This window comes from Hydrogenophaga sp. BPS33, from assembly GCF_009859475.1.
Classification (GTDB): domain Bacteria; phylum Pseudomonadota; class Gammaproteobacteria; order Burkholderiales; family Burkholderiaceae_C; genus Hydrogenophaga.
The window spans coordinates 5,462,116-5,487,816 of sequence record NZ_CP044549.1; the positions used below are offsets into that span (position 1 = coordinate 5,462,116).

Annotated in this window: 31 protein-coding genes and 1 tRNA gene; 4 read left to right on the forward strand and 28 right to left on the reverse strand. The window is 64.3% G+C overall.

All coding sequences use genetic code 11. The features are described from left to right. Positions 1-80: 80 nt before the first annotated feature. Together secA and F9K07_RS25255 are read right to left on the reverse strand one after the other, a co-directional pair. Complete coding sequence (gene secA, locus F9K07_RS25250) at positions 81-2,840, reverse strand: preprotein translocase subunit SecA (RefSeq protein ID WP_159596028.1); 2,760 nt, start codon at positions 2,838-2,840, stop codon at positions 81-83. A gap of 171 nt (positions 2,841-3,011) precedes the next feature. Beyond that, positions 3,012-3,962 carry a M23 family metallopeptidase gene (locus F9K07_RS25255; protein ID WP_201451479.1) on the reverse strand — a complete coding sequence of 317 codons (951 nt, stop codon included), beginning with the start codon at positions 3,960-3,962 and terminating at the stop codon, positions 3,012-3,014. 61 nt (positions 3,963-4,023) lie between these two features. Between F9K07_RS25255 and F9K07_RS25260 the strand changes: the two genes are divergently transcribed. Further along, positions 4,024-4,341, forward strand: coding sequence for a DciA family protein (locus F9K07_RS25260; RefSeq protein ID WP_159596029.1), 318 nt, complete (start codon positions 4,024-4,026; stop codon positions 4,339-4,341). 29 nt (positions 4,342-4,370) lie between these two features. On the opposite strand, the gene F9K07_RS25265 is transcribed toward F9K07_RS25260, so the two are convergent. The 6 genes from F9K07_RS25265 to petA form a co-directional block, all read right to left on the reverse strand. After that, positions 4,371-4,446: transfer RNA gene (locus tag F9K07_RS25265), tRNA-Thr, on the reverse strand. A 13-nt stretch (positions 4,447-4,459) separates the two neighbouring features. Continuing rightward, positions 4,460-4,999: a ClpXP protease specificity-enhancing factor gene (locus F9K07_RS25270; protein WP_159596030.1), complete on the reverse strand. Its 540-nt coding sequence runs from the start codon at positions 4,997-4,999 to the stop codon at positions 4,460-4,462. Between the two features lie 44 nt (positions 5,000-5,043). Continuing rightward, on the reverse strand, positions 5,044-5,655 hold the full coding sequence (locus F9K07_RS25275; protein WP_159596031.1) for a glutathione S-transferase N-terminal domain-containing protein: 612 nt from the start codon (positions 5,653-5,655) through the stop codon (positions 5,044-5,046). Positions 5,656-5,770: 115 nt separating this feature from the next. Beyond that, entirely contained in the window at positions 5,771-6,526 is a 756-nt protein-coding gene (locus F9K07_RS25280; protein WP_159596032.1) for a cytochrome c1, read from the reverse strand. Positions 6,527-6,555: 29 nt separating this feature from the next. Next, positions 6,556-7,956, reverse strand: a complete 1,401-nt coding sequence (locus tag F9K07_RS25285; protein ID WP_159596033.1) for a cytochrome b — start codon at positions 7,954-7,956, stop codon at positions 6,556-6,558. Positions 7,957-8,000: 44 nt separating this feature from the next. After that, positions 8,001-8,609 carry a ubiquinol-cytochrome c reductase iron-sulfur subunit gene (gene petA / locus F9K07_RS25290; protein ID WP_159596034.1) on the reverse strand — a complete coding sequence of 203 codons (609 nt, stop codon included), beginning with the start codon at positions 8,607-8,609 and terminating at the stop codon, positions 8,001-8,003. 228 nt (positions 8,610-8,837) lie between these two features. Between petA and mscL the strand changes: the two genes are divergently transcribed. Then, positions 8,838-9,266, forward strand: a complete 429-nt coding sequence (gene mscL / locus F9K07_RS25295; RefSeq protein ID WP_159596035.1) for a large conductance mechanosensitive channel protein MscL — start codon at positions 8,838-8,840, stop codon at positions 9,264-9,266. Here the strand turns inward: mscL and pdxA are convergent. Together pdxA and F9K07_RS25305 are read right to left on the reverse strand one after the other, a co-directional pair. Next, positions 9,256-10,311 carry a 4-hydroxythreonine-4-phosphate dehydrogenase PdxA gene (gene pdxA, locus F9K07_RS25300; protein ID WP_159596036.1) on the reverse strand — a complete coding sequence of 352 codons (1,056 nt, stop codon included), beginning with the start codon at positions 10,309-10,311 and terminating at the stop codon, positions 9,256-9,258. The genes mscL and pdxA overlap by 11 nt on opposite strands. Further along, a complete protein-coding gene (locus F9K07_RS25305; RefSeq protein WP_159596037.1) occupies positions 10,308-11,069 on the reverse strand; it encodes a Nif3-like dinuclear metal center hexameric protein in 762 nt (253 codons plus the stop codon). The genes pdxA and F9K07_RS25305 overlap by 4 nt, the downstream gene beginning before the upstream one ends. A gap of 165 nt (positions 11,070-11,234) precedes the next feature. Here F9K07_RS25305 and F9K07_RS25310 point away from each other — a divergent pair, with 165 nt between their 5' ends. Further along, positions 11,235-12,386, forward strand: a complete 1,152-nt coding sequence (locus tag F9K07_RS25310) for a S1C family serine protease (RefSeq protein ID WP_159596038.1) — start codon at positions 11,235-11,237, stop codon at positions 12,384-12,386. Between the two features lie 18 nt (positions 12,387-12,404). On the opposite strand, the gene tatC is transcribed toward F9K07_RS25310, so the two are convergent. From tatC to hisI, 7 genes are all read right to left on the reverse strand, one after another. Beyond that, positions 12,405-13,205 carry a twin-arginine translocase subunit TatC gene (gene tatC, locus F9K07_RS25315; RefSeq protein WP_159596039.1) on the reverse strand — a complete coding sequence of 267 codons (801 nt, stop codon included), beginning with the start codon at positions 13,203-13,205 and terminating at the stop codon, positions 12,405-12,407. Next, positions 13,205-13,687: a Sec-independent protein translocase protein TatB gene (gene tatB, locus F9K07_RS25320; protein ID WP_159596040.1), complete on the reverse strand. Its 483-nt coding sequence runs from the start codon at positions 13,685-13,687 to the stop codon at positions 13,205-13,207. Before tatB ends, tatC begins: the two co-directional genes overlap by 1 nt. A gap of 93 nt (positions 13,688-13,780) precedes the next feature. Continuing rightward, on the reverse strand, positions 13,781-14,029 hold the full coding sequence (gene tatA / locus F9K07_RS25325; RefSeq protein ID WP_159596041.1) for a Sec-independent protein translocase subunit TatA: 249 nt from the start codon (positions 14,027-14,029) through the stop codon (positions 13,781-13,783). Between the two features lie 111 nt (positions 14,030-14,140). After that, positions 14,141-14,503, reverse strand: coding sequence for a histidine triad nucleotide-binding protein (locus F9K07_RS25330; protein ID WP_159596042.1), 363 nt, complete (start codon positions 14,501-14,503; stop codon positions 14,141-14,143). 39 nt (positions 14,504-14,542) lie between these two features. Continuing rightward, complete coding sequence (locus tag F9K07_RS25335) at positions 14,543-14,932, reverse strand: DUF4870 family protein (RefSeq protein WP_159596043.1); 390 nt, start codon at positions 14,930-14,932, stop codon at positions 14,543-14,545. A 13-nt stretch (positions 14,933-14,945) separates the two neighbouring features. Next, positions 14,946-15,326, reverse strand: coding sequence for a phosphoribosyl-ATP diphosphatase (locus tag F9K07_RS25340; protein WP_159596044.1), 381 nt, complete (start codon positions 15,324-15,326; stop codon positions 14,946-14,948). A gap of 2 nt (positions 15,327-15,328) precedes the next feature. After that, positions 15,329-15,727, reverse strand: a complete 399-nt coding sequence (gene hisI, locus F9K07_RS25345) for a phosphoribosyl-AMP cyclohydrolase (RefSeq protein ID WP_201451603.1) — start codon at positions 15,725-15,727, stop codon at positions 15,329-15,331. Positions 15,728-15,834: 107 nt separating this feature from the next. On the opposite strand from hisI, the gene F9K07_RS25350 reads away from it, so the two are divergent. Then, a complete protein-coding gene (locus F9K07_RS25350; RefSeq protein ID WP_159596046.1) occupies positions 15,835-16,329 on the forward strand; it encodes a LapA family protein in 495 nt (164 codons plus the stop codon). A gap of 7 nt (positions 16,330-16,336) precedes the next feature. Here F9K07_RS25350 and hisF read toward each other — a convergent pair whose 3' ends face one another. From hisF to F9K07_RS25405, 11 genes are all read right to left on the reverse strand, one after another. Then, positions 16,337-17,116, reverse strand: a complete 780-nt coding sequence (gene hisF / locus F9K07_RS25355) for an imidazole glycerol phosphate synthase subunit HisF (protein ID WP_159596047.1) — start codon at positions 17,114-17,116, stop codon at positions 16,337-16,339. 9 nt (positions 17,117-17,125) lie between these two features. Next, positions 17,126-17,866 (reverse strand): 1-(5-phosphoribosyl)-5-[(5-phosphoribosylamino)methylideneamino]imidazole-4-carboxamide isomerase, encoded by a 741-nt coding sequence (gene hisA, locus F9K07_RS25360; RefSeq protein ID WP_159596048.1) that lies wholly within the window; start codon positions 17,864-17,866, stop codon positions 17,126-17,128. A gap of 30 nt (positions 17,867-17,896) precedes the next feature. Continuing rightward, positions 17,897-18,559 carry an imidazole glycerol phosphate synthase subunit HisH gene (gene hisH, locus F9K07_RS25365; RefSeq protein WP_159596049.1) on the reverse strand — a complete coding sequence of 221 codons (663 nt, stop codon included), beginning with the start codon at positions 18,557-18,559 and terminating at the stop codon, positions 17,897-17,899. 13 nt (positions 18,560-18,572) lie between these two features. After that, the gene (gene hisB / locus F9K07_RS25370) at positions 18,573-19,193 is read right to left on the reverse strand and encodes an imidazoleglycerol-phosphate dehydratase HisB (RefSeq protein ID WP_159596050.1); all 621 of its coding nucleotides are present in this window, start codon (positions 19,191-19,193) and stop codon (positions 18,573-18,575) included. Then, on the reverse strand, positions 19,190-20,278 hold the full coding sequence (gene hisC / locus F9K07_RS25375) for a histidinol-phosphate transaminase (protein ID WP_268894728.1): 1,089 nt from the start codon (positions 20,276-20,278) through the stop codon (positions 19,190-19,192). The genes hisB and hisC overlap by 4 nt, the downstream gene beginning before the upstream one ends. Further along, the gene (gene hisD, locus F9K07_RS25380; RefSeq protein WP_159596051.1) at positions 20,275-21,666 is read right to left on the reverse strand and encodes a histidinol dehydrogenase; all 1,392 of its coding nucleotides are present in this window, start codon (positions 21,664-21,666) and stop codon (positions 20,275-20,277) included. Before hisD ends, hisC begins: the two co-directional genes overlap by 4 nt. A 5-nt stretch (positions 21,667-21,671) precedes the next feature. Further along, positions 21,672-22,310, reverse strand: a complete 639-nt coding sequence (gene hisG, locus F9K07_RS25385) for an ATP phosphoribosyltransferase (protein ID WP_159596052.1) — start codon at positions 22,308-22,310, stop codon at positions 21,672-21,674. After that, a complete protein-coding gene (gene murA, locus F9K07_RS25390; RefSeq protein WP_159596053.1) occupies positions 22,307-23,587 on the reverse strand; it encodes a UDP-N-acetylglucosamine 1-carboxyvinyltransferase in 1,281 nt (426 codons plus the stop codon). The genes hisG and murA overlap by 4 nt, the downstream gene beginning before the upstream one ends. 8 nt (positions 23,588-23,595) lie before the next feature. Continuing rightward, a complete protein-coding gene (locus F9K07_RS25395; RefSeq protein ID WP_159596054.1) occupies positions 23,596-23,841 on the reverse strand; it encodes a BolA family protein in 246 nt (81 codons plus the stop codon). Positions 23,842-23,848: 7 nt separating this feature from the next. Further along, complete coding sequence (locus F9K07_RS25400; RefSeq protein ID WP_159596055.1) at positions 23,849-24,604, reverse strand: ABC transporter permease; 756 nt, start codon at positions 24,602-24,604, stop codon at positions 23,849-23,851. Positions 24,605-24,665: 61 nt separating this feature from the next. Then, positions 24,666-25,604: an ABC transporter ATP-binding protein gene (locus F9K07_RS25405; RefSeq protein ID WP_159596056.1), complete on the reverse strand. Its 939-nt coding sequence runs from the start codon at positions 25,602-25,604 to the stop codon at positions 24,666-24,668. Positions 25,605-25,701: the final 97 nt, after the last annotated feature.

Here is a 25,701-nt window from a genome sequence, read left to right on the forward strand (position 1 = left end):
AGAACTCCGAGAGTGGTTCAGGATGCCTGACGGCGACGCGCTCGCGGCCTGTTGCAAAGCCGCCGCTGCGCGCGTCGGCGTCAGTCGAGTTTGCCGTGGCAGTGTTTGTACTTTTTTCCGCTGCCACAGGGGCAGGGATCGTTTCGCCCCGCGCGTGGCACCTCGCTCGCAGGTCGAGCGGCGGCGGCGATCGCGGCGTCCGTGATGGTCTCGGCCTCGCCGGTTTCGGTCGGTGCGGTATAGGTCACGTTGGCGATCTGCTCCGCGCGCTCTTCGAGCTGTTCGGCCGCCGCCGTCATCTGCTCGGCGGACTGCACGCGCACGTTCATCAGCACCCGGGTAACGTCGTTCTTCACGCTGTCCAGAAGTTGCCCGAACAGCACGAAGGCTTCGCGCTTGTACTCCTGCTTGGGTTGCTTCTGTGCATAGCCGCGCAAGTGAATGCCTTGGCGCAGGTAGTCCAAGGCGGAGAGGTGATCGCGCCATTGGCCGTCGATCGTCTGCAGCAGCACCACACGTTCAAACTGGGTGAAATTCTCCTCGCCGACCAATCCGACCTTGCCAGCGAACACGGTATTGGCAGCCGCCTGCACGCGCTCGACGATTTCCTCCACATCGATGGCCTCGGCATCCGAAACCCAGGCGGTGACTGGCGCCTCGACGGCCCATTCCTCGCGCAGCACGCGCTCGAGCGCGGGCAGATCCCATTGCTCTTCCACGCTGCCCTCGGGCACGTACTGGTGCACAAGGTCCACGAAGCATCCCTCGCGCAAGGCGTCGATCTGAGCGCGCAGCGAGGTAGCATCGAGGATGTCATTGCGTTGCTGATAGATCACCTTGCGCTGGTCGTTCGACACGTCGTCGTATTCGAGCAGTTGCTTGCGGATGTCGAAGTTGCGAGCCTCCACCTTGCGCTGCGCGCTCTCGATGCTGCGTGTGACGATGCCCGCTTCGATCGCCTCGCCCTCGGGCATCTTCAAGCGGTCCATGATCGCGCGAACGCGGTCACCGGCGAAGATGCGCATGAGGGAGTCGTCAAGGCTCAGGTAAAAGCGCGAGGAGCCCGGGTCGCCCTGGCGGCCCGAACGGCCGCGCAACTGGTTGTCGATACGGCGCGATTCATGGCGCTCGGTCGCGATGATGCGCAGACCACCCAGGCTCTTGACCTTCTCGTGGTCTTGCTGCCATTGATCGCGAACAGTTGCGATGCGGGAAGCCTTGGTCGCGTCGTCGAGCGACTCGTCGCGCTGCACCGCATCGACCATTTTCTCGAGGTTGCCCCCCAGCACGATGTCGGTACCACGGCCAGCCATGTTGGTGGCGATGGTGATGGCGCCCGGACGCCCGGCCTGGATGATGATGTCGGCTTCGCGGGCATGCTGCTTGGCGTTGAGCACTTCGTGCGGCAGCTTCTCAGCCTGCAGCAGCGCGGCGATGATTTCGGAGTTCTCGATCGACGACGTGCCGACCAGCACAGGCTGTCCGCGTTCGTGGCACTCGCGAATGTCTTCGATCGCGGCGACGTATTTCTCTTTGGTGGTCTTGTAGACGCGATCCAGCTGATCGGCGCGTTTGCTCGGCCGGTTGGGCGGAATCACCACCGTTTCCAGGCCATAGATTTCCTGGAACTCGTACGCTTCGGTGTCGGCCGTGCCGGTCATGCCCGAGAGCTTGCTGTACAGACGGAAATAGTTCTGGAAGGTGATGGAGGCCAGCGTCTGGTTCTCTGGCTGGATCGCCACACCTTCCTTGGCTTCGACAGCCTGATGCAAGCCATCGCTCCAACGGCGGCCGGTCATCAGACGACCGGTGAATTCGTCGACGATCACGATTTCGCCGTTCTGGTTCACATAGTGCTGGTCGCGGTGGTACAGGTGGTGCGCCTTGAGGGACGTCACCAAGTTGTGCAGCAGGGCGATGTTGGCCGGGTCGTACAGCGAAGCGCCCTCGGGCAGCAGGCCCGCCTGGGACAGCAGCCGCTCGGCGTTCTCATGGCCCTGCTCGGTCATGTGAACGGCATGCGACTTCTCGTCCAACGTGAAGTCCCCAGGCTTGGTCACACCCTCGCCCGTGCGGGGATCGGCCTCACCTTCCTGTCGCACCAGGTGGGGCACGAGCTGTTTGATGGCTACATACACCTGCGTCTGGTCTTCCGCCTGGCCGCTGATGATCAAGGGCGTGCGCGCCTCGTCGATCAGGATCGAGTCGACCTCGTCGACGATGGCGTAGTTCAGGCCACGTTGAACACGGTCCGCCGCTTCGTACACCATGTTGTCGCGCAGGTAGTCGAAGCCGTATTCGTTGTTGGTGCCGTAGGTGATGTCGGCGGCGTAAGCGGCCTGCTTCTCTTCGCGCGGCGCCTGAGGCAGGTTGATGCCGACGGTCAGACCAAGGAAGTTGTAGAGCCGCCCCATCCATTGGGCATCGCGGCTGGCCAGGTAGTCGTTGACGGTGACAACGTGAACGCCCTTTCCGGTCAGCGCGTTCAAGTAAACCGGCAGCGTGGCGGTCAAGGTCTTGCCTTCACCGGTGCGCATTTCGGCCACCTTGCCGTGGTGCAGGGCCAGGCCACCCACCATCTGCACATCGAAGTGGCGCATCTTCATCACGCGCTTGCTGGCCTCGCGCACGACGGCAAAGGCTTCGGGCAACAACGCTTCGAGCGCCTCACCCTGGGCAAGTCGCTGCTTGAACACCGCGGTCTGCCCCTTCAAGTCGTCGTCGCTGAGCTTTTCGAACTTCGCTTCCAGGCCGTTGATGCGCTCTACCGTCTTGCGATACGTCTTCAGAAGACGGTCATTGCGGCTACCAAAGATTTTGGTGAGGAAGTTAGTGGCCATACGTGAAGGCCTGCGCAGGAGACCCGAAGGGTTCCAGGCAGACAGATGTGGATTGGAGAGCTAGCTCAGGCGAGCCCGGGGAGCAAAGGACGGGATGAACCCATGATGTGCAGCCAGGCGCAGCGCTTTCAAGAGCAAAGCGCGCATTTTACCCGCCACGCCCAAGGCAGCTCAGGGCTTGGCGGTGGCCAGCGCGGCAGGTTTGGCCGAGGCAAGGTTTTCGCCCGCGGCCAGGAAGCGGCTGGGGTCTTGCGGCACACCAGCCACCCAGACTTCGAAGTGCAAATGTGGCCCCGTGGACCGGCCGGTGGTTCCGACCTCGGCGATCTTCTGGCCTCGCTTGACGATATCGCCCTTCTTCACGAACACCTTCGAACTGTGCGCGTAACGGGTGATGAGTTCGTTGCCGTGGTCGATCTCGACCATGTTGCCGTAAGCCGCGTGGTACTCCTGAACCACCACGACGCCACCCGCGGCCGCGACGATGGGCGTCCCCGGGTTGGCCGGAAAGTCCAGGCCTGTGTGCAAAGCCGATCGACCCGTGATGGGGTCGATGCGGAAGCCAAAGCGCGAACCGACCGGCGTGTCGGCCACGGGTTGCTCGGTCGGCACCATCGTGCGCTGGATCTTCTGGTCGAACAACCGCGACTCCACCACCGTCAACCAGTCCACACGCGAACCGCTGCTCTGCTCGATGCTGTCCAACGCCACCGTCAGCTCTTCCATCGTCAGATCGCGCCCGGCCACCAACGCCCCGCCCGCACCTTGCGGGAGCTTGAACTGCGCAGGGTTAAGCCCCGCCAACCCCGCCACGCGTTCGCCTAGCGAATCGATCTGCACCATGCGTGCCTGCATTTCGCCCAGACGGCGCGCCATCGCATCAAGATTCGCGCGCAAGTAAGCGTTTTGCGAATCGGCTTCGTTCTGATGAACCAACCTGGCCACGGGGGCAAAGCCCGGCCAGCCCTGACGAACACCCTCCAGAAACACCCAGTGGTAGGTGATGATCGCACCCAGCATCAACAACACCGATGCCAACACCCCTGCGCCCACCAGCTTGAGCCCACTGAGGTGCATGGCCCGGCTCTTGGCCAGCCAAGCGTCCGTGATAATGATGTGCACTCTGTTCTGCCTTTCCTAGTCTGTTTGGCCACGCTGAACGACTTGCATTTGCCGCCATCGCATGCCCACGCCCCCCACCTCCCACAACACGTTCACGCTGGCACAGGCGGCGGGGGCGGCGCCGTCATTGGCGGCGCTGCAGGAGCGCATCCGTGAATCCCAGTGGTGCCTGGAACAGATTCGTCACCTGATACCCGCCGGCCTGCGGGCTCATGTGCGGTCCGGGCCATTGCAAGACCAGGAATGGTGTCTGCTCGTCGCCAGCGGCGCGGCATCCACCAAACTGCGCCATCTGCTGCCGGCACTGCAGCTCGCGTTGACCCAAAGGGGTGCGCAGGTTACCGCAATCCGCATCAAAGTCCAAACACCGGGACGATGAACGCGCTGCGAGCGCGCACTTGCGGGGAGTGGTGCCGCTTGTCTGACTCGAACAGACGACCTATCGCTTACAAGGCGATTGCTCTACCAACTGAGCTAAAGCGGCGAGACCCAAAATTTTACTTGACCCGTTTGAGCTGGGGCTTGCCGCCCGGGCGACCCGGCCCAGGTGGCAATTCCGGCGGATCTCCGGGCTCCGGGGTCGTGTCATCGCTGGTCACGGCACGCAGCGAAGCGCCACCACGCCCCGGACCCTCGGCCGCAAACTCCTCGTCCCCGGCCACTTCAGAAGTGGCCGCGCCGGCCGGCGCCTGCTGGCCCGCAGCCTGGGCCGCTGGCGCCGGGAACGCCATGCCCTGTCCATTCTCGCGCGCATAAATCGCGATCACATGGGTGACGGGCACCACGATCTCGCGCGCCACACCGCCAAAACGCGCCTTGAACTCGATGAAATCGTTGCCCAAACGGAGACCGTTGGTGGCGTCCATGCTGACGTTGAGCACGATTTCACCGTTCTTCACGAACTCCATCGGCACGCGCACGGAAGCATCGACATGCACCGCGATGTAGGGCGAGAAACCATTGTCCGCGCACCATTCGTGCAGTGCGCGAATGAGGTAGGGACGGGCGGAAGGTGTGTCCTGTTCGAAGGCGCTCATGGCTGCGGGTGAAACCAAATGACGGCGGGGAGCCTTTCGGGCCCTTACTTGCGCATCACTTTTTCAGATGGCGTGAGCGCTTCAATGTAGGCCGGGCGCGAGAAGATGCGTTCGGCGTACTTGAGCAGCGGAGCAGCGTTCTTGCTGAGCTCGATGCCGTAGAAATCCAGGCGCCAGAGCAGCGGCGCAATCGCCACGTCCAGCATGGAGAAGTTGTCGCCGAGCATGAACTTGTTCTTCAGAAACACCGGCGCCAACTGGGTCAGGCGATCGCGGATGTGCGCGCGGGCCTTTTCCAGCGCCTTCTCGTTGCCCTTGGCACTGCGGGACTCCAGCATGGACACGTGAGTGAACAGCTCCTTCTCGAAGTTCAGCAGAAACAGGCGCACGCGGGCACGGTCCACCGGGTCGCCCGGCATCAGTTGCGGGTGCGGAAAGCGCTCGTCGATGTACTCGTTGATGATGTTCGACTCGTAGAGGATCAGGTCGCGCTCGACCAGGATGGGCACCTGGCCATACGGGTTCATGACGCTGATGTCTTCGGGCTTGTTGTAGAGGTCGACGTCCCGGATCTCGAAGTCCATGCCTTTTTCAAACAGCACAAAACGGCAGCGGTGGGAGTAAGGGCAGGTGGTGCCCGAGTACAAGACCATCATGAGGGACTCTCCTTAAAGCAAAAAACAGTGGCTCGCATTCCTGCCCGGCAGGCATTGCAAACCACTGTGGAACGGTCGGAACGGTTTTGGCAAAACCCGTTCCAGCCGGATCGGATTATTTGACGTCTTTCCAGTACGACGCATTCAGGCGCCACGCCACGATGGTGAAGGCGGCCAGGAACAGCAGCACCCAGACACCGATGCGCACGCGCGAATTCTGCGCCGGCTCGGCCATCCATTGCAGGTAAGCCACCAGGTCGCCGACGTTGTCGTCGTACGCCGCTTCGCTGAGCTTGCCAGCCTTGACCATGGTCCAGCCCTTGACGCGCTCGACTTCGTGGCCGTGGCTCATGACCTTCTCGTGCACTGGGGCGCGTTCGCCTTGCAATTCCCACAGAGGATGGGGCATGCCGATGTTCGGGAAGGCCAGGTTGTTCCAGCCGGTCGGCTTGGTCTCGTCGCGGTAGTAGCTGCGCAGCAAGGTGTAGACGTAGTCGGCACCTGTGCCGGCATGGCTGGAGCGCGAGCGTGCGATCAACGTCAGGTCGGGCGGATTGGCGCCGAACCAGGCCTTGGCCTGACGCGGATCGATCGTCGCCTTCATGGTGTCACCGATCTTGTCGGTGGCGAAGGTCAGGTTTTCGGCGATCTGCTTGTCGTTCAGACCAATGTCGCGCAGGCGGTTGTAGCGCATGAACGCGGCCGAATGGCAGCTCAGGCAGTAGTTGACGAACAGCTTGGCACCGTTTTGCAGTGCCGCCATGTCATTGGTGCGCTGAGGCGCCTTGTCCAACGGAATACCGCCACCAGCGGCCATCGCCGCGCCCGACAAGCCCATGGCCAACAGGAAGCCCACGAGGATTTTTTTCATTGCTTGACTCTCCGGATTGGCTCGTGGATTCAGTGGGGCGTGAAGGTGACGCGCTCAGGCGGCTGTTTGAACTGGCCAATGCGGCTCCACCAGGGCATCAGGAGGAAGAAGCCGAAGTAGAACAGCGTGCCCACCTGGGAGACGCGCTCGCCAACCGGTGAAGGCGGTTGCACACCGAGGTAGCCGAGGATCAGAAAGTTGATCACGAACACCGTATAGAGCCAGAAGTTCCAACGCGGACGGTAGCGGATCGACTTGACCGGGCTGTTGTCAAGCCAGGGCAGGAAGAACAGGATGATGACCGCGCCACCCATGGCCACGACGCCCCAGAACTTGGCGTCGATGGACATCATCAGCGTCACCAGCACCAGGGCACCGATCACGATGGCGCCCTTGAGCGCGCCGGACACGCGGGCCTTGATCGCACCCAACACCGCAGCGACGACAACGATGGTCACCAGCGCGTACATCATCTCGGAGGTGATGGCGCGCAGCATCGAATAGAACGGCGTGAAGTACCACACCGGCGCGATGTGCAGCGGCGTCACCAGTGGATCGGCCGGGATGAAGTTGTTGTATTCGAGGAAGTAGCCCCCGAACTCGGGTGCGAAGAAGATGATCGCAGAGAACACCATCAGGAACACCGAGACGCCCAGGATGTCATGCACGGTGTAGTAAGGGTGGAATGGAATGCCGTCGAGCGGCTTGCCCGAGGCGTCCTTGGTGGCCTTGATTTCCACGCCGTCGGGGTTGTTGGAGCCCACTTCGTGCAGCGCGATCAGGTGGGCCACCACCAGGCCGAGCAGCACCAGCGGCACGGCGATCACGTGGAAGCTGAAGAAGCGGTTCAACGTGGCGTCACCCACGACGAAGTCGCCACGGATCAGCAGGGCCAGGTCGGGACCGACAAAGGGAATCGCGGAGAACAGGTTGACGATCACCTGGGCGCCCCAATAGGACATCTGGCCCCAGGGCAGCAGGTAGCCCATGAAGGCTTCGGCCATCAGGCACAGGAAGATCGCGCAGCCGAATACCCAGACCAGCTCACGCGGCTTGCGGTAGCTGCCGTAGATCAGGCCGCGGAACATGTGCAGATAGACCACCACGAAGAACGCGGAGGCGCCGGTGGAGTGCATGTAGCGGATCAGCCAGCCCCAAGGCACGTCGCGCATGATGTACTCGACCGAGGCGAACGCCAGATTGGCGTCGGGCTTGTAGTGCATCACCAGGAAGATGCCCGTGACGATCTGAATCACCAGCACCAGCAGCGCCAGCGAGCCGAAGAAGTACCAGAAGTTGAAGTTCTTGGGCGCGTAGTACTCGGAGAGGTGCTCCTTGTACAGCTTGGAGAGGGGAAAGCGGTTGTCGACCCAGTTCAGTGCTTTCTGACCGATCGGCGCGTCGGGGGATATTTCTTTGAATTCAGCCATGAAATGCCTCTGTGATCCGTTGCGTTGCCTGCAAGCGCCGGGGCTCAGGCTTGTTTTTCTTCACCCACCAGCAGGGTGGTGTCGGACAGATAGTAGTGCGGAGGCACTTCCAGGTTGTCGGGAGCGGGCTTGTTCTTGAACACGCGACCGGCCACATCGAACGTGGAGCCATGGCAAGCGCAGAGGAAGCCACCCTTCCAGTCGTCCGGCAACGAAGGCTGGGGGCCGGGGGTGAATTTGTCACCAGGCGAACAGCCCAGGTGGGTGCAGATGCCCACAGCGACGAGGTACTCGGGCTTGATCGAACGGTGGTGGTTCTTGGCGTAGGCCGGCGTGGGGTAGTTGGTGCGGTCCGATTCCGGGTCGGCCAACTGCCCGCTCAGGGTTTCCAGTGCCGCCAACTGCTCGGGCGTGCGGCGAAGGATCCACACGGGCTTGCCGCGCCACTCCACCACCATTTTCTCGCCCGGCTGGATGCCCGAGATATCCACTTCGACTGCAGCCCCGGCGGCCTTGGCGCGCTCGGAAGGTTGGAAGGTGCTCACGAAGGGAACGGCGACGGCGGCGGCACCCGCGCCACCCATGGCGCACGAGGTGATCAGCCAGGTTCTGCGGCCGCGATCAACAGTCGCACCTGCGGTTGCTTCACTCATGGGGATCTTTCAATGAGATTCAAGACGGAACACTTGGGACAACCCGGCATTGTACTGGAGCACTTCAGACGTCCTACCGCTTGTCGGGGAAGGAGACTGGGCTATTGGTGTGGCGTCGTTGATTGAGCGCCCACCATCGCGCCAGGAGCCTGTGTGAGAATGCCCAACGGTCGGCTTTCGCACAGGCGTCGGCCTCCATTTCACGCAACCCAACCTCAGGAGAACAAGATGGGAATGATGCAAGAGTTCAAGGAGTTTGCCGTCAAGGGCAATGTGATCGACCTCGCCGTGGGCGTGATCATTGGCGGGGCGTTCGGCAAGATCGTCACCTCGATGGTGGAGGATGTGATCATGCCCATCGTGGGCGCGGTGTTTGGCAACCTGGACTTCACCAACCTGTATATCGCCCTGGGCCGGGTTCCGGAAGGCACAGCGCCTACCCTGGCGGCACTCAAGGCCGCAGGCGTACCCACACTGGCCTACGGCAACTTCATCACGGTGGCGCTGAACTTCGCCATCATGGCGTTCATCATCTTCATCATGGTCAAGCAGATCAACCGCCTCAAGCGCCAAGCCCCGGAAGCCCCGCCGGCAGAGCCCGTGACACCCGAAGACATTGCCCTGCTGCGCGAAATTCGCGACAGTCTCAAGAAGTAGACTGGGCCTCGAATGCCGCGTCGATGGCGGCCAGCAGGCTCGCGGCACTCGCACGGCCGGTGCCCGCGATATCGAACGCCGTACCATGGTCCGGACTGGTGCGAACAAACGGCAGGCCCAGCGTGGTGTTCACACCGTGCTCAAGTCCCAGCAACTTGACGGGTATGAGCCCTTGGTCGTGGTACATGGCCACCACCACGTCGAACGCTCCCTGCCGCGCACGCATGAACACCGTGTCGGGCGCATAGGGACCGCTGGCCTCGACACCCTCCGAACGGGCTTGCGCAATCGCCGGCGCGATCACGTCGATCTCTTCCCGGCCAAACAGGCCACCCTCGCCCGCATGGGGGTTCAGGCCGGCCACCGCAATGCGCGGCGCGGCCAAGCCGGCGCGCCGGAAATGCGCATCGGTGATGCGGATGGTCTGCAATACCCGCTCCAGCGTCACAGCTTGCAGCGCCTGTCGCAGCGACACATGGATGCTCACCAGCACCGCGCTCAACCCAGGACAACTGAGCATCATGCGCACGGGCAGGGCCTGAACCGGCGCGCCCGCATGGGCTGCGGCCAGCGACTGCAGAAACTCGGTGTGCCCGGGATGATCGATGCCCGCGGCAGCCAGCGCCTCCTTCTGGATCGGCGCGGTGACCACCGCCCTCGCCCGCCCCGACAAGGCCGCCTGCGCCGCCCAGCGGATGCAGTCGGCGGCCGCACGACCCGCCTGGGCGTCGATGCGACCGAAAACAGGCGGTTGCAGCGGTGCACAGGCCTGCACCACGGCCATGCAGCCGGGCGGGAGCCGTGCCATGGCCGACACATCGTCGATCTCGGCCAGAACCAGGGCGTCCTCGGCCGAGCCCTCGCGTGGACCTGTCAGGCGCAAGGCGCGGTGCAAGGTCTGAATGTCCCCCGCCACGACGACGTGGCGTTGCAGCGCCGGGCGCTCGCGCAAGGCCTTGACGACGATCTCAGGGCCAATCCCGGCCGGATCCCCCATGCTCAGTGCGATGGGCCAGGCGGCAGAGGCAGACAGGGGGCGGCTCATGCAGGGTTGTCGATGTCGATGAACACGTGCGCCAGGCCCAGGCCGGCCGCCACATGCGCGCCCACGGCCGGCGCGCCATAGCGTTCGGAGGCGTGGTGGCCGCATGCAATGTAAGCGACGCCGCATTCGCGCGCATAGTGCGCTTGCGGCTCGGAGATCTCGCCGGTGATGAACACGTCCGCACCAGCGGCAATCGCCGATTCGAAATAGCCCTGCGCGCCACCGGTACACAAGGCCACGCGCCGAATCGGGCGGTCGGGCTCGGCCACCAGGGTGACGGATCGACCCAAGCGCTCGCTCACGTGCGCGGCCAGGGCCGCCGCCGATGCGCTGGGCCGCTCCCCCATGAACCCCAATGTCTGCTCGCCGAAGCGGCCACGGGCATCGGAGTAGACGGCGATGCCTAGGTGGCGCGCCAACTGCGCGTTGTTGCCCAGCTCGGGGTGCGCGTCCAAGGGCAGGTGGTAGGCGAACAGGTTGATGTCGTGCTGCAGGAGCAGCGCGAGACGCTGCTTCATCCAACCGGTGACGCGCCCGTCCTGCCCGCGCCAGAAGAGCCCGTGGTGCACCAGGATGGCATCGGCTCCTTCGGCAATGGCCGCTTCGATCAAGGCGCGGCTGGCGGTAACACCCGTGACGAGCTTGTGCACCTCGGCGCGCCCCTCCACCTGCAGCCCATTCGGCCCGTAGTCCTTGAACTGCGCCGGTTGCAGCAAGTCGTTCAAGGTCTCGGTCAAGGTATGGCGTGGGACGGGCATGGGCGGAGCATGAAGGAACACGTCGAGCCCTCCATTCTGACAGCGGCGTGCGCACCCCGCGGCACGGTCCGGACCTTGCAAAGCGTTCGCCAGCCGCCAGATGCGGGACAATGTCCTCCGCGATGCGGCCCTTCTTGGACCGCCGCCAACCCGCTCATATCTTTCATGAAACGTCTCTGGCTTCTGTTTGCCCAAACCGTCACCGTCCTGGTCGCCGCGCTGTTCGTGGTAAGTACCTTGCAACCGCAATGGCTCAAGCGCCAGGGCACCTCCGTGGTACCGGTGTTCGAGGCGCCTTCGAATGCGCCTGTCGCCGCGGCAGAAGGGACAACCAGTTTCCGCACCGCAGCGCGCACGGCGTCGGCCGCGGTCGTCAGCATCAACACCAGCAAGGCGCCGGTCAACAACCCACAAAGTGCCGACCCCTGGTTCCGCTTCTTCTTTGGAGACCAGGCGCCTTCGCAACAGCAGAGCGGCCTGGGGTCTGGCGTGATCGTGAGTCCGGCCGGCTATGTGCTGACCAACAACCACGTGATCGAAGAGGCCGACGAAATCGAGGTCATCCTCAACGACGGCCGCAAGTCGGTGGCACAGGTGATGGGCACCGACCCGGAAACCGATCTGGCCATCCTGAAGATCGCTCTCACCGACCTGCCCGTCATCACGCTGGGCAATTCCGACGCCCTTGAAATCGGCGATCAGGTGCTGGCCATCGGCAACCCGTTTGGCGTGGGCCAGACCGTCACCAGCGGCATCGTGAGCGCGCTGGGGCGCACGCAACTGGGCATCAACACCTTCGAGAACTTCATCCAGACCGACGCGGCCATCAACCCGGGCAACTCGGGTGGTGCCCTGGTGGACGTGAGCGGGCAACTGATGGGCATCAACACGGCGATCTACTCGCGCTCGGGCGGCTCGATGGGCATTGGCTTCGCCATTCCCACCTCCACCGCGCGCAGTGTGATGGAGGCCATCGTGAAAGACGGCAAGGTTACGCGCGGCTGGATCGGCGTGGAGCCCCAGGACTTGAGCCCCGAGCTGGCCGAGAGCTTTGGCATGCAGCCAGGCGCCGGGGTCATCATCACCGGCGTCCTGCAGAACGGCCCTGCGGCGCAGGCCGGCATTCGCCCCGGCGACGTGATCACGGCGGTCGCCGGCCGGCAGGTCACGAGCGTGGCTCAGCTGCTGTCAGCGGTGGCGAATTTGGTGCCCGGCACGCCCGCCCAGCTGGAGGTGGTGCGCCGCGAGGGCAAGGTGACGATCGACGTCACACCCGGTCGGCGCAACCTGCCGCGCCAGCAGAGCCTCCCACGCTGAGGCCGCCGCGACCGCGCGTCAGGAGGACGCGGTTTCCTCTTCCTTGGCGTCCTCGTCGGTCTTCGCGGTCGACTTGACGAACCACTGCGCGCCCCAGATGCCCAGCTCGTACAGCAGGCACATCGGCACGGCCAGCGCGAGCTGAGAGATCACGTCGGGGGGCGTCACGACGGCCGCGATGACGAAGGCCACGACGATGAAGTAGCCACGGAACTCCTTGAGCTTGTCCACCGTCACCATGTTCATCTTGACCAGAAGCACGACCACGATGGGAACCTGGAACGCCAGCCCGAAGGCGAGGTAAAGCGACAAGATGGCCTCGACATAGGACGCAATGTCGGGCGTGGCCGCCACGCTGGCGGGCGTGAACTTCTGGATGAAGCCGAACATCTTGTCCAGCACGAAGAACTGCACGAAGGCAATGCCGACGTAGGCCAACAAACTGCCCACGACGATCAAGGGCACGGCAAACCGCCGTTCGTGGCTGTAGAGGCCAGGTGCCACGAAGGCCCACACCTGGTACATCCACCAAGGCAGAGACAGCAGCAACGCCGCCATGGCCAACACCTTGATGGGCACGAAGAAAGGAGAAAACACACCCACCGCGATCAGCTTGGCATCGGGCGGCATGTGGGCGCGAATCGGCACCGCGATGAGGTCGATCAAGCCACTGGGGCCGGGCCAGATGGCGAGCAGGCCCATGCACACGGCCAGACCGATGATGCCGTACAGAAGCCGGTCGCGCAGCTCCATGAGGTGCTGGACGAACGGCTGTTCGGTACCAGCGAGTTCGTCGGTGGAGTCTTTGGGATCGGACATCAACGGGGAGCAGAGGAGGAGCGGGGCCGGAAGCGCGCCACGCGTGCCGCGCCGGACTGGGTGCGGGTGCGCACGCCGGTACGGGCCTTGTACCACTGGGGCATGGCACCTTGTTTCAGGCGCCAGTTCTTCTTGGGGTGTTTGTAGACGGGAGGCTGGAGCGAGGCTGGGGTGTCGTACGAGGCCGACGTGCCGTCCAGCCCAGCGGTGGCGTCCGACCACGATTTTTCAAAATCGTTGACACCACTTTGCACCGAGGTTTCGACGTCGCGCGCCGCCTCGGTCATGGTGTCTTTCATCTTCTTGAGCTCTTCGAGCTCCATGGAGCGGCTGACTTCGGCCTTGACGTCCGCCACATAGCGCTGCGCCTTGCCCAGCAAGGCGCCCACCGTGCGGGCCACGCGGGGCAGTTTTTCGGGGCCGATGACGATCAACGCCACCGCTCCGATCAACGCAAGTTTGGAAATGCCCAGATCAATCATGTGTCGGCCATTCTGCGGGCAAGGTCGGGTGGACGGTCAACCCGAAGGTCTGTGCAACGGAGCGGCTGAACGCGCCCCCGTCCAACAAGGACATCAGCTTTTGTGCTTGGCCTCGACGTCGATGGTGTTCTTGTCGGTGCGCGTGTCTTGGGTGACCTGTCCGGCAGGAGCGGAAGCAGAAGCATCGTCGGCGGGGTTTTGCCCACCTTCCTTCATGCCGTCCTTGAAGCCCTTCACCGCACCGCCCAGATCGGATCCGATGTTCTTGAGCTTTTTGGTGCCGAACACCATCACCACGATCAGCAGCACGATCAGCCAGTGCCAGATTGAGAACGAACCCATGAGTATCTCCAGATAGGGAATGAAGCGGTTGTCGCCTTGGTTGGGATTCTAAGCCCGGGTAGGAGTTCAGCCCGCCCTCGGCACCCCATACGCAGGCTTGCAAGAGGGTGGTCAGCCGCGCAGCCAGGGGCGCGCACCGCCGATGACGTGGACATGAAGATGGTGCACTTCCTGGCCGCCTTCCGCGCCGTTGTTGCACACGATGCGAAATCCGCCTTCGGGGTACGGATTGCACCCCTGTTCCCGCGCCAGACGCGGCGCCAGGGTCATCATGCGCCCCATCACACGCTCGTGCTCGGGGCCGAGTTGGGCCATCGAGGGCAGGTGCTCCTTGGGCACCATGAGGAAATGCACCGGCGCCCAGGGGTTGATGTCGTGAAACGCGAAGATGTCTTCGTCTTCATAGACCTTTTTTGAGGGGATCTGGCCGGCGATGATCTTGCAGAAAATGCAGTTCGGGTCGTGTGCGCTCATGGCAAAGGAAGGGTAAAAGGTCAGAAGGTGTGAACCTTCTCAGTCGGGCATGGCCTGGCTCGCGTTCATGCGCACCATGCCCTTGACGATGCGGTAGAGGAACCAGATGGAAATCAGGCACCAGGCGATCCAGCCCGGAACGAACAACAGCAGCCACAGGGGCGCGGTCACGAGATAGAGCACCCCCGCCCAGATCACCGTGCGGATGCGCCAGGAAAAGTGGCTGGCCTGCCAGGTGCCTTCGGCCTCGCCTTTCTTCACGAGGTCGATGATCAAGGCGATGATCAACAGCACCGGGCTGACTTGTGCGCCAGGAAATACCGCGGCCACCGCCACCAGCAGATGCAGCACGTAACTCACCCAGCCCACGGTCTTGAGGGACTGGGCTTTTTCGCTGTCCACGGCCTTGACGTCGATGATGTCGCTCATGAAGGACTCCTTGTCAGTCTGTATGGGGGCCTGGGGCTGCCTCACGCTGCAGCACCTTGCGCATCGCTTTCTCCTCCAGACCACTCAGCCCCTCGCGGCGCGTGAGTTCGGCGATCACGTCGGCGGGGCCCAGGTTGTAGTGGGCCAGCGCGATCATGCAATGGAACCACAGGTCGGCGGTTTCGTTCACCAGTTTCTGCGGATCTCCGCCATGGTCCAGGTCCTTGGCCGCCATGACGGCTTCGGTGGCCTCTTCGCCAATCTTCTTCAGGAAGCTGTCCGGTCCCTTGTGCAGCAGGCGCGCGACGTAGCTTTTCTCAGGGTCCCCCCCGTTGGCGGGCTTGCGGCTTTCGATCACGGCGGCCAGCCGCGCGAGGTCATCGGTGGTGGACATGTTCACTTGTAAATCGATTCGGGGTCTTTGAGGACGGGCTCCACCGCCTTCCAGCGATCGGCTTCCAGGCGCTGGAAGAAGCAGCTATGGCGGCCGGTGTGGCACGCGATGCCAGGCTCGTGTCCCAGTTGCGTGACCTTGAGCAACACGACATCGTTGTCGCAATCCATGCGGATGTCGTGCACGGTCTGCACGTGGCCGGATTCTTCGCCCTTGAACCACAGGCGAGCGCGCGAGCGGCTGAAGTACACCGCGCGACCGAGCTCGGCGGTTTTCGCCAGCGCCTCGCGGTTCATCCAGGCGAACATCAGCACGTCGCCCGTCGAGGCCTCCTGCGCGATCACCGGCACGAGGCCATGCGCGTCCCACTTCACTTCGTCAAGCCAATTCATCCGGTGAATCTACCATGGCCCCTTGACACGGGCACACCCCTGGAGCGAATGCCGTTAGGATGGGCCGGTCACGGGATGGCCATCGGCCGTCCAAGCGCTCAACAACGAGGAACACCATGAAAGTTCGCACCCTGCTCCTGGTCCTTTTCATCCTGTTCATTGCCGGCTTCGTGGCCCTGAACTTCGAACAGATCCTGCAACCCACCGCACTCAACTTCGGCTTCACGCAGGTGCAGGCCCCCATGGGTCTGGTGCTGCTGGGCATGCTGGCCCTGGTGCTGGTGGTGTTCCTGGGCGCGCTGGTGTATTACCAGACCTTGCATCTGATGGAGGTGCGCCGCATCACGCGCGAGGCGGCGGACCAGCGTGTGCTCGCCGACAAGGCCGAGGCGTCGCGCTTTACCGAGTTGCGGCAGTACCTGCAGAACGAATCGCAGGCGGTGGTGGCGCGCGAACGCGAACTGTCGGACCGGTTGAGCGTGAAAATGGACCAGATGCAGGCCGCGCTCACCCAGGTGGTGGAGCAGACGGGCAACGGATTGAGCGCGAGCGTGGGTGAACTGGAAGACCGGCTGGAGCGGCAGCTTCCCCCGCCCGGAGACCGAATCTGACAGGTCTTCAGCGCCGGACCGGGATACCGCGTTCGGCCATACGCGCCTTGGCCTGCGCCACGGTGTATTCGCCATAGTGGAAGATGCTGGCGGCCAGCACTGCATCCGCCCCGCCCTGCTGCACACCATCGGCCAGGTGATCGAGATTGCCCACGCCACCCGAAGCAATGACCGGGACAGGCACGGCATCGGCCACCGCACGGGTCAGTGCGAGATCGAAACCGGACTTCGTGCCGTCACGGTCCATGCTGGTCAGCAGGATCTCGCCCGCGCCGTGCTCGGCCATGCGGCGCGCCCAGTTCACCACATCCAGGCCGGTGTTCTTGCGCCCGCCATGGCTGTAAACGTCCCAACCTTCGCCGCGCTGGGCCAGGTCGTCACCCTGGCGGCGCTTGGCATCGATCGCCACCACGATGCATTGCGAGCCGTACTTGTCGGACGCGTCGCGGATCACCTGCGGGTTGGCGATGGCGGCGGAGTTGAAGCTGGTCTTGTCGGCACCCGCGTTGAGCAGGCGGCGCACGTCTTCCACGGTGCGCACCCCACCGCCCACGGTGAGGGGGATGAAGACCTGCGAGGCCACGGCTTCAATGATGTGGAGGATGAGGTCGCGGCCATCGGAGGTGGCCGTGATGTCCAGAAAGGTCAGTTCGTCGGCGCCTTGCTCGTTGTAGCGGGCCGCGATCTCCACCGGGTCGCCCGCATCGCGCAATTCGACGAAGTTCACGCCCTTGACGACACGGCCGCCCGTCACATCCAGGCAGGGAATGATGCGTTTAGCGAGCATAAAGAACGGTCATCCGTTGAGCTCGTCTGCCAGGTTCTGCGCGGCCTCAAAATCCAGATCGCCGCTGTAGATCGAGCGGCCACAGATCACGCCTTCGACGCCCTCGTCTTCCACGGCGCACAGCGCGCGAATGTCCTCCAGGTTGGACAGCCCACCCGACGCGATGACCGGGATGGAGAGGGCCTGAGCCAGTTTGACGGTGGCCTCGATGTTGATGCCGGAGAGCATGCCGTCGCGGCCGATGTCGGTATAGATGATGCCTTCGACGCCGTAGTCCTCGAATTTCTTGCCCAGATCGACGACTTCGTGGCCGGTGAGCTTGCTCCAGCCATCGGTGGCGACCTTGCCGTCCTTGGCATCCAGGCCCACGATGATGTGGCCGCCGAACGCAGTGCACGCATCCTGCAGGAAGCCTGGGTTCTTCACCGCAGCGGTACCGATGATGACGTAGCGCAAGCCCGCGTCGAGATAGCGCTCAACGGTGTCGAGATCGCGGATGCCGCCGCCCAGCTGTACGTCCACCTCGGAGCCGATTTCCTTCAGGATGGAACGGATGGCCTGCTCGTTCTTGGGCTTGCCGGCGAAGGCACCGTTGAGGTCCACCAGGTGCACGCGGCGCGCGCCCTTGTCGACCCAACTGCGGGCGATCGCCGCCGGGTTGTCCCCGAACACCGTGGATTGGTCCATGTCGCCCTGTTTGAGGCGAACGCACTGGCCGTCTTTCAGATCAATGGCAGGAATCAGCAACATGATGGTGTGAATGGAAGGCGGGTGGACAGATCAAGGGTTCCAGGACAGGAAGTTGCGGTACAGCGCCAGGCCCTGGTCGGCGCTTTTCTCCGGGTGAAACTGGGTGGCGAAAATATTATCGCGGGCGATGGCCGCCGCAAAGCGCCCACCATAGTCGGCCTCGCCCACGATGTGTTCGATTTGCGAAGGCCGAGCATAAAAGCTGTGCACGAAATAGAAATAGGCCCCGTCCCCGATGCCGGCCCACAAAGGATGCGACGGGCCACGCCCCAGCGCGTGGAACACCTGATTCCAGCCCATCTGCGGCACCTTGAAGCGGCTGCCATCGGCCTGCCGGCGGCCTTCGAGCTGGAAACGCACCACTTCTCCGGGCATGAGGCCCAGGCCATCGGTCGGACCTTCTTCGCTGCGCTGCAACAGCATCTGCATGCCCACGCACACGCCGAACAAGGGCTTGTTCGCGGCGGCATGCAGCACCGCGTCGAGCAGGCCGGAGTTCGCCAGCTCGCGCATGCAATCGCCCATGTGGCCCTGACCGGGCAGCACCACGCGATCGGCATCGAGCACGGCCTGCGCCTCGCCCGTGACCAGCACTTCCACGTCTTCGGCGCGCGCCACGTGCTGCACGGCCTGCGACACGGAGCGCAGGTTGCCACTGCCGTAGTCCACCACGGCGACTGTCTTGCGTTTCATCGGACGGGAAAACTCAGAGCGAGCCTTTGGTCGAGGGAATCACGTCGCCCATGCGCGCATCGCGCTCCAGGGCCATGCGCAGGGCGCGTGCAAATGCCTTGAACACGGTTTCGGCCTGGTGGTGGGCGTTTTCACCGTGGAGATTGTCGATGTGCAGCGTCACACCCGCGTGGTTGACGAAGCCTTGGAAGAATTCGAACGCGAGCTGCGTGTCGAATCCGCCGACCATGCCGCTCTTGAAGGGCACGCGCATGTGCAGGCCGGGACGGCCCGAGAAATCGATGACGACGCGCGACAGCGCCTCGTCCAGCGGCACGTAGGCGTGGCCGTAGCGCCGGATGCCCTTCTTGTCGCCCACCGCTTGCGCGAAGGCCTGGCCGAGGGTAATGCCCACGTCCTCCACGGTGTGGTGGCCATCGATGTGCAAGTCGCCCTTGGCCTGGATGTCGAGGTCGATCAGGCCATGGCGGGCGATCTGGTCGAGCATGTGGTCGAAGAAGCCGATGCCGGTGGACAGGTTGGCCTTGCCCGTGCCGTCGATGTTGATGCGCAGCTCGATCTGTGTTTCGGCGGTGTTGCGCTGCACCTGCGCCACGCGGTCGGACACGGAAGGGACGGAAATCGGCTGGGTCATAGAGCAGTCTGGAGAGCGCGAATCAGAAAGGCGGTTTCGGAGGGTGTGCCCACGGTCAGGCGCAGGCACTGGGTCAACAACGGGTGCATTTTAGAAACATTCTTGACCAGAATGCCCTGGGCCTTGAGCGCGTCGAAGCTGCGCTGAGCATCGGGCACCCGCACCAGGACCATATTGGCTTCGCTGGCGAAGGGTGTGACGCCGGGCAGACGGGCGAGCGCGTCGAGCAGCACGGCGCGCTGTTCGCAGATCTGCGCGGCCTGCTCGGCAAACACCCCGGTGTGCTCCAGCGCGAACAAGGCGCACTCGGCGTTGAGCACGCTCACGTTGTACGGTGGACGCAGTTTGTCGATTTCGTGCACCAGCGCCTGCGCGCCGAGCATGTAGCCGACGCGCACCCCCGCCAGGCCGAACTTGGAGAGCGTGCGCATGAGCAGCACGTGCGCATGGGCCTGGGGATGCGCGCGAATCTCGTCGAGCCAGCTGCGGCTGGAGAACGGTTGGTAGGCCTCGTCCATCACCACCAGGCCGCCAAAGCCAGCCGCTTCGGCGATCAGGCGGCGGATGGTGTCGGCGTTCCAGAGGTTGGCCGTGGGGTTGTTGGGATAGGCGATGAAGGTGATGGCGGGCTTGTGCTCGCGCATCGCGCCCAGCATGGCGGCTTCGTCGAGCTCGAAGTCGGCGGTGAGCGGCACGCCGACGAACTTCAAGCCTTGCAGCTGCGCGCTCATGGCGTACATCACGAAGCCCGGCACCGGCGCCAGGACCGTCGCACCGGGCAGATCGCAGCCCATGGCCAGCAGCGAAATGAGTTCGTCCGAACCGTTGCCCAGCATCAGGCCGTAGCCCTCGGGCAGATTCACGTAGCGTGCCAATGCCTGCTTGAGTTCGTCGATGCGCTCACCTGGGTAGCGGTGTATGGCAACGGCGCCCAGCCGCGCACCCAGCTCGGCCTGCAGCGCCGGCGGCAACGCAAAGGGGTTCTCCATGGCGTCGAGCTTGACCAAACCGGTCGACGGCTGGATGGCATAGGCGTGCATGGATTGCACGTCCTGGCGGATCACGCCCAAGGGGTTCTGACTCACTTCGTCTCTCGCATCGGTGGCACGCGATCCAGGCGCAGCTCGGCCGCGCGCGCGTGCGCCTGCAGGCCCTCGCCATACGCCATTTCAGCGGCGATCCGGCCCAGGCCCTGCGCGCCGGCCTGGCTCACTTCGATCAGGCTGCTGCGTTTCTGGAAGTCGTACACGCCCAGGGGCGAGGAGAAACGCGCGGTGCCGCTGGTGGGCAGCACGTGGTTGGGGCCCGCGCAGTAGTCGCCCAGGCTTTCGCTGGTGTAGGCACCCAGGAAGATGGCGCCGGCGTGCTTGAGCAGCGGCTCCCAGCGGTGCGGATCGGCGCTGGACACCTCCAGGTGTTCGGGGGCAATGCGGTTGCTGATGGCGCAGGCCTCTTCCATGCTGCGCGTGTGGATCAGCGCGCCCCGGTCGTTCAGGCTCTTGGCGATGATGGCCGCGCGCGGCATGGTGGGCAGCAGGCGATCGATCTCGCGCTGCACGGCGTCGATGTAGGCTGCGTCCGGGCACAGCAGGATGCTTTGCGCCAGCTCGTCGTGTTCGGCCTGGCTGAACAGGTCCATCGCAACCCATTCGGCCGGCGTGCTGCCATCGGCCAGCACCAGGATTTCGCTCGGGCCGGCGATCATGTCGATGCCGACGGTGCCGAAGACGCGCTTCTTCGCGCTGGCCACATAGGCGTTGCCCGGCCCGGTGATCTTGTCGACCTTGGGCACGGTGGCCGTGCCGTAGGCGAGCGCGGCCACGGCTTGCGCACCGCCGATGGTGAAGGCGCGCGTGACGCCTGCAACAAAGGCGGCCGCCATTACGAGCTCGTTGCGCTCACCGCGGTTCGCCGTGGCCTCACCACGCCCCCCCGTGGCGACACTGCCGCGCACCGGCGTGGGCACCACCATGATGATCTCCTGCACCCCCGCCACGTGCGCGGGCACGGCGTTCATGATCAGGCTGGAGGGGTAGGCCGCTTTGCCACCGGGCACGTAAATGCCCACGCGGTCCAGCGGCGTGACCTTCTGGCCCAGCAGCGTGCCGTCTTCATCGCGGTAGCTCCAGCTCTCGCCGCCGGCCTTCTTCTGCGCCTCGTGGTAGCTGCGCACGCGGCGCGTGGCCGCTTGCAGCGCTTCGCGTTGTGCCGCCGGCAAGCCGTCGAACGCGGCCTTGAAGTCGGCCTGCGTCAATTCCAACGCCGCCATGTCGCTCGCGGCCAGCCCGTCGAAGCGAGCGGTGTACTCGAGCACCGCCGCGTCGCCGCGCACACGCACATCGGCCAGGATGTCGGCCACGCGCTGCTCGATCGCGCCATCGGTCTCGTCCGACCAATGCAGGCGGGCGGCAAACTGCGCCTCGAAGCCTGGGGCGGCGGTGGACAGGCGGGCGGGTCGGGCGGAAAGGCTCATGGGCGTTACTTGACGATCGCTTGCGCGAAGGCGTCGATGATGGGGCGGATGACCGCCTGCTTGAGTTTGAGCGAGGCCTGGTTGACCACCAGGCGCGCGCTGATGTCCATGATGCGTTCGACTTCGATCAGGTGGTTGGCCTTGAGCGTGTTGCCGGTGGACACCAGATCGACGATGGCATCGGCCAGGCCGGTCAGCGGGGCCAGCTCCATGCTGCCGTAGAGCTTGATCAGGTCCACGTGCACGCCCTTGCTCGCGAAGAACTCGCGCGCGATGGCGGTGTATTTGGTGGCGACCTTCAGGCGCGAGCCCTGGCGCACAGCCGAGGCGTAGTCGAAGTCGGCGCGCACGGCCACGCTGACGCGGCAGCGCGAGATGTTCAGGTCCAGCGGCTGGTACAGGCCTTGGCCGCCGTGCTCGATCAGCGTGTCCTTGCCGGTCACACCGATGTCGGCGCCGCCGTACTCCACGTAGGTCGGCACGTCGGTGGCGCGCACCAGCACCACGCGCACGTCAGGCTTGCTGGTCGGCAGGATGAGCTTGCGCGACTTTTCGGGGTCCTCCAGCACCTCGATGCCCGCGGCCTTGAGCAACGGCAGGGTCTCGTCGAAGATGCGGCCCTTGGACAACGCCAACGTGATCATTTGGTTCTTTCGATATCCGCGCCGATGGCACGCAACTTCGCCTCCATCTGGTCGTAGCCCCGGTCCAGATGGTAGATACGGTCGACGATGGTTTCGCCCTCGGCCACCAGGCCGGCGATCACCAGGCTGGCCGAAGCCCGCAGGTCGGTCGCCATCACGGTCGCGCCCGAGAGGCGCGGCATGCCCTCGATCAAGGCCACCTTGCCATCGGTCTGGATGTTCGCGCCCAGGCGCACCAGCTCGTTGACGTGCATGAAGCGGTTCTCGAAGATGGTCTCAGTGACCTTGCTCGCGCCCTCGGCGACGCAGTTGAGCGCCATGAACTGGGCCTGCATGTCGGTGGGGAAGCCAGGGTATTCGGTGGTGCGAAAGCTCTGGGCCTTGAGGCGGCCCGATGCCTGGACGCGGATGAAATCGCCTGCGGCATCCTTGCCGACTTCGATCTTCGCGCCGGCTTCCTGCAGCTTCTCGATCACCGCATCCAGGTGGTCCGCCCGGCCATGGCGCAGCACCACGTCGCCGCCGGCGGCGGCCACGGCGCACAGGAAGGTACCCGTTTCGATGCGGTCGGCCACCACTTGGTGCGTGCACCCATGCAGGCGGTCCACGCCCTGGATGTGGATACGGCTGGTGCCATGGCCTTCGATCTTCGCGCCCATGGCGATCAGCATCTCTGCCAGGTCCCCGATCTCGGGCTCCTGCGCCGCGTTCTCCAGCACCGTCTCGCCTTCGGCAAGGGCGGCGGCCATGAGGAAGTTCTCGGTGCCGGTCACGGTCACCATGTCGGTGGTGATGCGCGCGCCGTGCAGGCGCGTCTTGCCCGCGGGCAGCCGGGCCTCCATGTAGCCGTGCTCGATGGCGATCTCCGCCCCCATGGCCTGCATGCCCTTGATGTGCTGGTCCACCGGGCGCGAGCCGATGGCACAGCCCCCCGGCAGCGACACGCGCGCGTGGCCAAAGCGTGCGAGCAAGGGGCCCAGCACCAGCACCGAGGCGCGCATGGTCTTGACCAGTTCGTACGGCGCTTCGGCATGGATCGGGTCGGCCGCCTGCAAGGTGATGCCACTGCGATCGGGGCGCGTGTCGGTCTTCACGCCCATGTTGTCGAGCAGCTTGCGCATGGTGACCACGTCCTGCAGGCGCGGCAGGTTGTTCAGCGTCACCGGCTCGTGGGTGAGCAACGCGGCACACAACTCGGGCAGCGCGGCGTTCTTCGCGCCAGAGATGGTGACCTCGCCGCGCAGCGTGCGGCCGCCGTTGATTCGCAATTTGTCCATGGCGCGTGTCAGCTTCGGGGTTGGGCCGCCCATTCGGCGGGGGTGTAGGTCTTCATCGACAAGGCGTGCACCTCGTCGGTCTGGATGCGGCCGCCCAGCGTGCCGTAGACGGCCTGGTGGCGCTTGATCAGGCGCAGTCCGTCGAACGCAGGTGAGACGATCACAGCGGACCAATGGCGGCCGTCGCCCGAGACTTCGAGGTGCTCGCAGGGCAGGCCGGCGGCGATGAGAGATTGCAGTTCTTCAGACGTCATGGGTTCTTTAGTGCCGGATCTTGTAGCCGGTCTTCAAGAGGTGCAACGCGATCGCGCTCACCACGGCGAGCGCGCAGCCCACCAGCATCAGGCTGATCCATGGTGAGACGTCGCTCTTGCCGAAAAAGCCGTATCGGAAACCGTCGATCATGTAGAAGAACGGGTTGAGGTGGCTCACGCGCTGCCAGAAATCGGGCAGGGAATGGATGGAGTAGAACACGCCCGAGAGGAAGGTCATGGGCATGATGAGGAAGTTCTGGAACGCGGCCATCTGGTCGAATTTCTCGGCCCACAACCCGGCGATCAACCCCAGCGCGCCGAGCAGTGCGGCCCCCATGAAGCCGAATGCCAGGATCCACAGCGGCGCCACCAGCGAGGGCTGCGCGAACCACCAGGTCACCACCAGAACCCCCAGGCCCACGGCCACGCCGCGCACAATGGACGAGCCTACGTAGGCCACGAACCACGCACGGTGCGAGAGCGGAGTGAGCAGCAGGAACACGATGTTGCCCATCATCTTGCTCTGGATCAGCGAAGAGGAGCTGTTGGCAAAGGCGTTCTGCAGCACGCTCATCATCACCAGGCCCGGCAGCAGGAAGGCGGTGTAGCTCACCGAGTCGTAGACCTGCACGCGGCCTTCGAGCACGTGGCCGAAGATCATGAGGTACAGGATGGCGGTGATCACCGGGGCGGCCACAGTCTGGAAACCGACTTTCCAGAAGCGCAGCACTTCCTTGTAAAAGAGGGTTTGCCAGCCGGTCATTGAACTACCTTCCGCGCGATGCGCTGCGGGACTGAGCGCCTTCGGAACGGCCGTGCGGCGCTCATACCGCCACCTCCACCGACGCAACGGGGCGCGATTGCGCGCCGGTGAGATCGAGGAACACGTCTTCCAGGTCGGCCTTGCGGATCTCGATGTCCTCGGGCGACACGCCCACCTCGCGCAAGCGCGCGAGGATGCGCTCTACCGCCAGCGCGTCGTTGGCGGGCAACTGCACCACACGCCCGGTGATGCGGGCCTGCACCGCGAGATCGGTCGGCAGGGCCGCATCGGTCTTGAAGCGCAGCACGTTGGAAGCGGCACGCGCCAACAGCGCCGATGTGGTCTCGAGCGCCGCCACCCGGCCCTGCTTGAGCATGGCGATGCGCCCGCACAGCGCCTCGGCCTCCTCCAGGTAGTGGGTGGTCAGCAACACGGTACTGCCCATGCGCTTGTTGAGGTCGGAGACGAACTGCCACAAGGTCTGGCGCAATTCCACGTCCACGCCGGCGGTGGGTTCGTCGAGCACGATCACGGCGGGCTTGTGCACCAGTGCCTGCGCGATCAGAACGCGGCGCTTCATGCCGCCTGAGAGCTGGCGCATGTTGGCGGTGGCTTTGTCGGCCAGGCCCAGGCCTTCGAGCAACTCGTCGATCCAGGCGTCGTTGCGCTGGATGCCGAAGTAGCCAGACTGGATGCGCAGCGCCTCGCGCACATTGAAAAAGGGGTCGAACACCAGTTCCTGCGGCACCACGCCCAATTGGCGGCGCGCCCGGGCAAAGTCGGCCTGCACATCGGCCCCGTTGACCAGCACGCGTCCCGAGCTGGCGCGCGCCAAACCCGCCAGCACGCTGATGAGTGTGGTCTTGCCCGCGCCGTTGGGGCCCAGCAGGCCGAAGAACTCGCCCGGCTCGATGTCGAACGACACCGATTGCAGCGCATGCAGGTCGCCGCGCGGCGTGGAATAGGTTTTGGAGACTTGCTGGAAGGAAACGGCTGGCATGCGCGGGCGGGACCCAAGGACTCGTCGGCCACGGCGCAGGACATCTGCGCCGGCGCTGGCGAACCAGGTATTTTATGCGGGCCACCCCTTCTGCGCT